The 6,992-nt window shown below is 42.2% G+C and carries 6 protein-coding genes and 1 tRNA gene; 2 read left to right on the top strand and 5 right to left on the bottom strand.

Translation table 11 applies throughout. The features are described from left to right. Positions 1-426: 426 nt before the first annotated feature. Positions 427-1,206, top strand: coding sequence for an amino acid ABC transporter ATP-binding protein (locus tag WN50_RS20655; RefSeq protein WP_046280376.1), 780 nt, complete (start codon positions 427-429; stop codon positions 1,204-1,206). A gap of 408 nt (positions 1,207-1,614) precedes the next feature. Then, a complete protein-coding gene (locus tag WN50_RS20650; RefSeq protein WP_046280375.1) occupies positions 1,615-1,872 on the top strand; it encodes a hypothetical protein in 258 nt (85 codons plus the stop codon). 13 nt (positions 1,873-1,885) lie between these two features. Here the strand turns inward: WN50_RS20650 and WN50_RS20645 are convergent, their stop codons facing one another. From WN50_RS20645 to WN50_RS20625, 5 genes are all read right to left on the bottom strand, one after another. Further along, the gene (locus WN50_RS20645) at positions 1,886-2,668 is read right to left on the bottom strand and encodes a TrmH family RNA methyltransferase (RefSeq protein ID WP_046280374.1); all 783 of its coding nucleotides are present in this window, start codon (positions 2,666-2,668) and stop codon (positions 1,886-1,888) included. A gap of 40 nt (positions 2,669-2,708) precedes the next feature. After that, positions 2,709-2,792, bottom strand: a tRNA-Leu gene (locus WN50_RS20640). A gap of 81 nt (positions 2,793-2,873) precedes the next feature. Then, the gene (locus WN50_RS20635) at positions 2,874-4,286 is read right to left on the bottom strand and encodes an ABC transporter substrate-binding protein (protein WP_046280373.1); all 1,413 of its coding nucleotides are present in this window, start codon (positions 4,284-4,286) and stop codon (positions 2,874-2,876) included. 37 nt (positions 4,287-4,323) lie between these two features. Beyond that, positions 4,324-5,706 carry a serine/threonine-protein kinase gene (locus tag WN50_RS20630; protein WP_046280372.1) on the bottom strand — a complete coding sequence of 461 codons (1,383 nt, stop codon included), beginning with the start codon at positions 5,704-5,706 and terminating at the stop codon, positions 4,324-4,326. Positions 5,707-5,912: 206 nt separating this feature from the next. Further along, positions 5,913-6,875, bottom strand: a complete 963-nt coding sequence (locus WN50_RS20625; protein WP_046280371.1) for a LysR family transcriptional regulator — start codon at positions 6,873-6,875, stop codon at positions 5,913-5,915. Positions 6,876-6,992: the final 117 nt, after the last annotated feature.

The following is a 6,992-nucleotide window of genomic DNA, read 5'->3' as shown; positions in this document are numbered from 1 at the left end:
CTGTTAGATTTAACAATTTTTTCGGAACCCGCCCCTACTCTCCCTGGTTGCTGATTTCAGCATTTTCTTAAATGTAGGGGCGGGTTCGTCACGATGTTGGTTAACCTAAAATAAACATTAATAAACCCGCCCGTCACCAACCTAAAATCATAAAAACACCCTTTTATTTTGGGTGAAATTGAAAAGGTTCATGGATAATCGACTAGGCTAAGATGAGTGATCAGCCATCTGGTTAGTTCATCGGTCAGACAGAAAAGACAAAAAAGCGCATACAATTAAAAGGAGAAAGCAGAACCTAATTTGACTATCCAAAATGTTAAAAAGATTTTGCTCAACGCGGTTGTTCGTCGTTTGTGACAAATGACAACAGACCCTTGATAATATTAACAACTGAACGTCAACTCTGAAAAATCAACCTAACCCAAGATGACAAAAACCTATACAAACACAACTTCTACTCCATCCTCCCTTGATGAAGCCGCTATCGTAGCAACAGACGTTCACAAATGGTATGGAAACCATTTTCATGCGTTACGAGGAGTCAGTCTCACCGTTAAACGGGGGGAAGTCGTCGTGATCATGGGGCCAAGTGGTTCAGGGAAATCAACCTTTATTCGCACGTTTAACGCCCTCGAAGAATTTCAGCAGGGAAGTATTATCATCGATGGAATTAGCCTCTCTCACGACTTGAAGAATATTGAAGAAATTCGCCGAGAAGTGGGGATGGTGTTTCAACAGTTTAACTTATTTCCCCATCTGAGTATTTTACAAAATGTCACCCTTGCACCGATCTGGGTGCGTCGCTGGCCGAAAGCAAAAGCCGAAGAAGTTGCTTTACAATTATTAGAACGGGTAGGTATTCTAGAACAGGCGAAAAAGTTTCCCGGACAGTTATCAGGCGGTCAACAGCAACGGGTAGCGATCGCACGAGCGTTAGCGATGCAGCCGAAAATTATGTTATTTGATGAACCGACATCCGCTTTAGATCCGGAAATGGTGCGAGAAGTTTTGGATGTCATGCGAACCCTAGCGAGTGAGGGAATGACGATGGTTTGTGTCACCCATGAAGTTGGGTTTGCGCGGGAAGTTGCCGATCGAGTTGTGTTAATGTCAGATGGGGTGTTGGTTGAAGAAGGAACTCCAGAAGCCTTTTTCAGCAATCCGAAAGAGGAACGCACGAAAAAATTCTTATCTCAAATTCTCTAAAAGCGAGAAACTGAGAATACAAGGTCTTGATGCGGAAAAGTGGCGTTCAAGCTTGTAAAAAAGGGAAGTGAATTCTAGCGACATCTTGAAAGAGTTGAGAGTTTTGATGTGTCAAACTGCACAAAATGGCGGCATGGTTCGTCTATCATCAATGGGGTGTAAGTGTTAGTGTATGGGCATACCTTAACCCAGGTGAAGCTGAAATCTGATGGTTCATGTCATCGTACCAAATGGGGTGTAAGTGTTAGTGTATGGGCATACCTTAACCCAGGTGAAGCTGAAATCTGATGGTTCATGTCATCGTACCATTGACAGGCGTACATTCAACTCTAATTTTCGGTTGAGTTGTACATTGTTATCCCTAAGCTCACAGTCAATTAACCCTTGTTGAATAGGAGTCACCCCATTATGGATGAGAAAAAGCAGCGAGATTTACGCCGTCATGCGGCTGAGAACTTTTTGAACTCGCTGGAACAACAACTGCTAGAAGCCTTTAAAGAGCCTGTTCCTGAACCTCCCGCTCCCCCGCCTGTCTCCCGTTTAGAGAAGTTGAAAAAAGCTCAACCTCAACCGTCTGAACCCATTGATCTGTCTGCATTAGAGGATGCGATCGCAGATATTGATCAGTATTTGCAAAACAAATCTCCTCAATCCCCAGATTCTTAACAACAAGCGGATCTCAAGTTCGGTTGTGGTGCTGTCGTTGAGCTTCGTACAACATCAAAGCCGCACAAATCCCCACGTTTAATGATTCGACTCCTCGAGATAAAGGAATTTGAACGTGCTGATCCGCCTGTGCAATCAAAGCTTCTGATAAACCTGCGCCTTCGTTTCCCAGTACAATCAAAGTGGGTTGTTGAAAGTCGAGTTCCCAGTAGCTTAAATCTGCATCGGGTAAAGTCGCGACGATCTGAACGCCCTGTTGTTGAGCGCTAGACAGTTGAGTGCTTAAATCTGAACAAACTGCCATCGGTAGTCGAAACCAGGCACCTGCTGAGGCTCGTAACACCTTCGGATGATCGAGATCAACACTATCATCACTCAACCACAACCCATCTGCTCCCGCCGCCGCCGCCGTGCGAATCATTGTTCCCAAATTACCCGGATCTTGTACTGTTTCTAGTGCGAGTCCAATCTGCTGAATGGCTACCGTATTTTGTTGAGGGCGAGGAGCGCTAGCAATAATCCCATCCGGGTTAACAGTTGTGGCGATCGCTTGTAAGACTCGTTCGTTGACTTGTTCGATGCGAGTTGCTGTTTTACAAACACTCTGCAAAACAAGAGGATAGCGATCTTGCCATTGGGGAGTATAACAAACCGTTTCTAGGGGATATTGCGTCGCTACTGCTTCTTCGATTAAATGCGTTCCTTCTAACAAAAATAATTGTTGATCTCGTCGTCCCTTTGTTCGCTGCAATTGACGAAGCGCTTTTACCAAAGGATTTTGAACACTGCTCAACATATCAGCAATTTTCAGACTCAGAACAAAAAAGACAGTTAAATGCGGAACCCGGGACTTGAACCCGGAAGTCCTTGCGAACACTAGAACCTGAATCTAGCGCGTCTACCAATTCCGCCAGTTCCGCTTTATTCAATTGCACAATGTTCTATTGTTATATGATTTTCTCGTTTTGTCAACCCCGTGACGGAAGAATTTTCTCAACCCTTCAAGGCAGAGGGACAAAATCGTAGCCAACTCCTGAACGAGTTCCGGGTTGCACCTGGATTAATTGTACCGCTTGATTGCGATCGCCAGAAGGCAAGAACTTGATCGTACCCGTTGCGCCTTCTGCGGAGAACCCAGACTCCGACAGTGCAAGTTGTACTCCTGTACGGTCCGGTTGCTGTTGGATAGCCACAATTAACGCTTGTGTCGCATCAAAAGCCATTGCTGTCCGCCAGTTGACATCGCCTCTCCAAAGCTGAGTCGCTTCTTGTCTAAAAGCCGAATCGGGATTAGCAAGAATATGCCAAGCTACTGCAACGATTACCCCTTCACTATCGCCTCCAACTTTCAAGGTGTCAAGTTGATAAAGATCATCTCCCGCTAAAATTGGCAGTTGTTTACGGTTGACTCGCACGACTTGTAATGCTTTTTCCAGGGTAGCAGAATCAGGAAAGAGTACAATGACTTCTACTCCCTGTTGAGAAGCTGCATCTATACTTTTGAACGCATTAAAGTTAGAATCAGAGAGATCAAATACATCCACAACTTCTCCGCCATCGCCATAAAGAGCTGTTGTAAATTCTTCTTTCAATGACTGACTATATTCACTCTGACTGTTATCAAAAACCACTGCTTTTTGACGGTTAAGTTTTTGTCGCAAATATTGAGCTAATCGATTTCCTGCAAAGCGATCACTGGGTACGGTACGAAATAGATAATCTCCAGCCGTTGACAGGCGAACAGAGGTACTCGTTGGCGAGATCAAAACCAATTTACCCTGTTCATAAATTGGTGCTGTTGCTAAAGTCACACCACTCGAAAAGTGACCGACAACGCCTATAATATCATTATTTTTAACCAATTCTTCAGCTATTTTTTGAGCGGTTTCTGAGTTGTTTTGATCATCGGCTATGATCACCTTGAGAGGAACTCCATTGATTCCTCCTGTTTGATTAACTTTATTTTGGACTTGAGCGACACCTCGCAAAATCTCTTGAGCAACATTCTCTACATTTTCGATGGGAACCGCTACTGCAATTGTATGCGCTTTTGCATTGCCAATCCGAGCATTATTCAAATAAATTAATGTTTCTGGATCGTTAGAATTTTTTTGAAGTGAGGCTTCTAACTGTGCAATCGCATCATCATATTTTCCACTCGAAAAAGCTGTTAATCCCGCTTGTTTTTCTGGGGAAGAATTAGTCATCAAACTTCGTTCACCCTGACTGATTAAATTCTGAACGGATTGACTAGAGGTAGAATTTTGAGAGGAATTATCAACAGAATTTGGAGAAGGACTGAGGTTTTCCGAAGGAGATTGAGGTCTAAGGAATACCCAATAACCCGCACCCAGCAAGCCTCCTGTAATTAATAAAGCTAGAATTAAAATAGCGGTTTCATTTTTCTGAGACATAAGATCATCACCAAAATAGTATTTTCGAGAGTTAGGGTTATAAGAAACGATAAAGAATCAGATAGATTAAACGAAATAAAGCCGTTATAGCTACACAAGCCAAAGCTGTTAACGTAGGAATAATAATAATAGCTGATAAGGGAATACCTTTTCCAAGCGTGGGAATAAATAGAACCAATGCTAGTGAGAGGACTGCTAAAATAATTTGCTCTTTTGTTTCGATCCAACGGCGATATTGAGCAAAAATCAATCCGGATAATGTACCGCCAAGAATTAAAACCAGAAGATGAAGTGAGCCACCTAATAAACCATTCACAGCAATTCGTAACAAAGCGATTTCAAATCCTGTAAAAGCCGCTCCTGTTAGCAATTTTATCGTTGAAAACTTAGGGGGAGAAGCCGTAGATTGAAGTTGAGTTGAGGGTTGAATGGGCAGTGTTTGAGGAATAGAAGAAACGGAAGTTGTTGTTAGTGAAGGATTTAACGCTTTGAGAACTTGTTCAGCCGAAGCATAGCGATCGCTTGGCGTAGATTGTAACATTCGATCTAAAATATCCGCAAGAGAGTCAGAAACTTGAACCTGATTTCTCCAATTCCAGCGATCATTATGACTATCATAAAGTTCTTGAGGGTCTTTTCCCGTTAACAGTACAATACAAGTCACAGCCAAAGCATATAAATCCGTTGAAGGGAAAACATTATGACCCCGCATCTGTTCGGGGGGAGCATATCCCATCGAATAAATTCCAGTCGATTTCCCCAAATTATTAGCTTGCTGAGTCACTTGTTTAACCGCACCAAAATCGATTAAATAAAGACGACGATTGAAATCGCGGATAATATTAGAAGGTTTAATATCTCGATGAATGACATCTTGTTCGTGAATAAATTGCAGAACGTTCAAAATTTCTTGTAAAATTTCTCGCACATTTTCCTCAGAAAATGAACCTTTATTGACCAGTTCAGCTTCTAAATCTTGACCCTTGATATAGTCTTGAACAATATAGAAAAATTGCTGAGATTTTAAGGATTGCCAAATCGGGGCTTCTAGGGGAAAATAGGCAAGAAGATTCGGAATTTGCGGATGTTGATTACCCAAACGATCCAAAACAATCGCTTCTCGTTCAAAGAGTTGCTGTGCTAATTCGAGTTGAGGGGGAGTAAAATCACTTGGAGGTTGAAATTGTTTAACGACACAGCTTCTTAAGGCGGGAGAACGGCGATCATAGGCTAAAAAAGCGGCTCCAAATCCACCTTGACCGAGTAAGGATTGAGGGAGATAGCGACCATCTAAAATCAAAGGCATTCCGCAAGTTGTACAATATTTTTGTTGTACAGTTTTGAGAGTAGTCTTCTCATCAAGGTCAGCAAAAATATTTTCGGGACGGGGACAACCTGGACGAGTACAATGAATTTTCATAGAGGTAATGATGCTTTTTGAGCATCGCTCATTGTCACTTTTAACAGTAACATCTACAATTTCATCTCCATGTTAACCTGACATTTTACGATGGAAGGTTGGAAATCATGGTTTTGAGGAGCGTTTGGAGTATCCATTTCTCAATCATTTTTAAGAAAAATTTAACTTTACCGATGTCTAAAATGTTGTAATAGTCCTTGGGATATTTACTCTGTCGAGACCGATTCTTTTGGGGTGAAATTCAAGTTCTGAGTTGAAAACCGAGGTAAAATATCTCGAATAAAAGCTTCTGCTGCCTTCGATTGATAGCGATTAGGATTGATAATAACCGAAAGCATTCGTCGAACAACCACATCTTCTATTTTAGCTTGATGAAGAACCCCCATTTGCAATTCCTTTTCAATCGCAGACGTCGAGACAAACGCCGCACCCAAGCCAGCCTGAACCGTATTTTTAATCGCTTCTATGGAGTTAAGTTCCATCTCAACTTGCAGACGACGGGGATCAATATTAGAGCGAGTTAGAACTTGATCAATAACTTTCCGAATCGTTGATTGAGAGTCTAGGGCAATAAACTGCAACTTGTAAAGATCTTCTTTGTAAATCGTTTCTTGTTTAGCAAACCGATGAAAAACAGGTAAAATCAAAGCCAGTTCATCTTCAATATAGGGCTGAATCATCAAAGAATCATGAAGTTCTGTTGGTACCTCGCCCCCAATAATTGCCAAATCAATTTGACCATTAGCAACACTCCAAGCCGTGCGTCGAGTCGAATGAACGTGTAACTGCACCGCCACATCGGGATATTGTTTACGAAACAGTCCAATCATTCGGGGTAGAAGGTAAGTTCCCGTCGTTTGAGACGCCCCAACAATTAGCGTCCCCCCTTGTAAGTTTTGCAGATCTTCAATGGCCCGACAAGTTTCTTGGCACAAACTGAGGATTTTTTCACCATAACTGAGAAGGAGATGTCCAGCTTCGGTTAATTTTGCCCGACGTCCCCCGCGATCAAAAAGAGGTACATCTAATTGACGTTCTAGGTTTTGAATTTGCAAACTGATAGCAGGTTGGGAAACATACAAACTATCAGCCGCCCGCTTAAAGCTTCCCTCAGCCGCGATCGCTTTCAGAATGCGTAATTGGTCTAAGGTGAACGGAACATCTGACATAATTTTTTAGAGCTAATGGTTTAATCTTCAAATTCAACAATACCCAAATTACTGCTCATGTACAATGAGAAACGAACCACTGCAAGTTCACGTTTGGAGTTGATTTTTTTCAATTTC

Source organism: Limnoraphis robusta CS-951, from assembly GCF_000972705.2.
This window is presented reverse-complemented; position numbering and strand designations above follow the sequence as displayed.

What these genes read in the sequence shown, in the direction of transcription:
- WN50_RS20655 (WP_046280376.1), top strand. Translation starts at nt 427, where the DNA reads ATGACAAAAACCTATACAAACACAACTTCTACTCCATCCTCCCTTGAT.
- WN50_RS20650 (WP_046280375.1), top strand. Translation starts at nt 1,615, where the DNA reads ATGGATGAGAAAAAGCAGCGAGATTTACGCCGTCATGCGGCTGAGAAC.
- WN50_RS20645 (WP_046280374.1), bottom strand. Translation starts at nt 2,668, where the DNA reads ATGTTGAGCAGTGTTCAAAATCCTTTGGTAAAAGCGCTTCGTCAATTG.
- WN50_RS20635 (WP_046280373.1), bottom strand. Translation starts at nt 4,286, where the DNA reads ATGTCTCAGAAAAATGAAACCGCTATTTTAATTCTAGCTTTATTAATT.
- WN50_RS20630 (WP_046280372.1), bottom strand. Translation starts at nt 5,706, where the DNA reads ATGAAAATTCATTGTACTCGTCCAGGTTGTCCCCGTCCCGAAAATATT.
- WN50_RS20625 (WP_046280371.1), bottom strand. Translation starts at nt 6,875, where the DNA reads ATGTCAGATGTTCCGTTCACCTTAGACCAATTACGCATTCTGAAAGCG.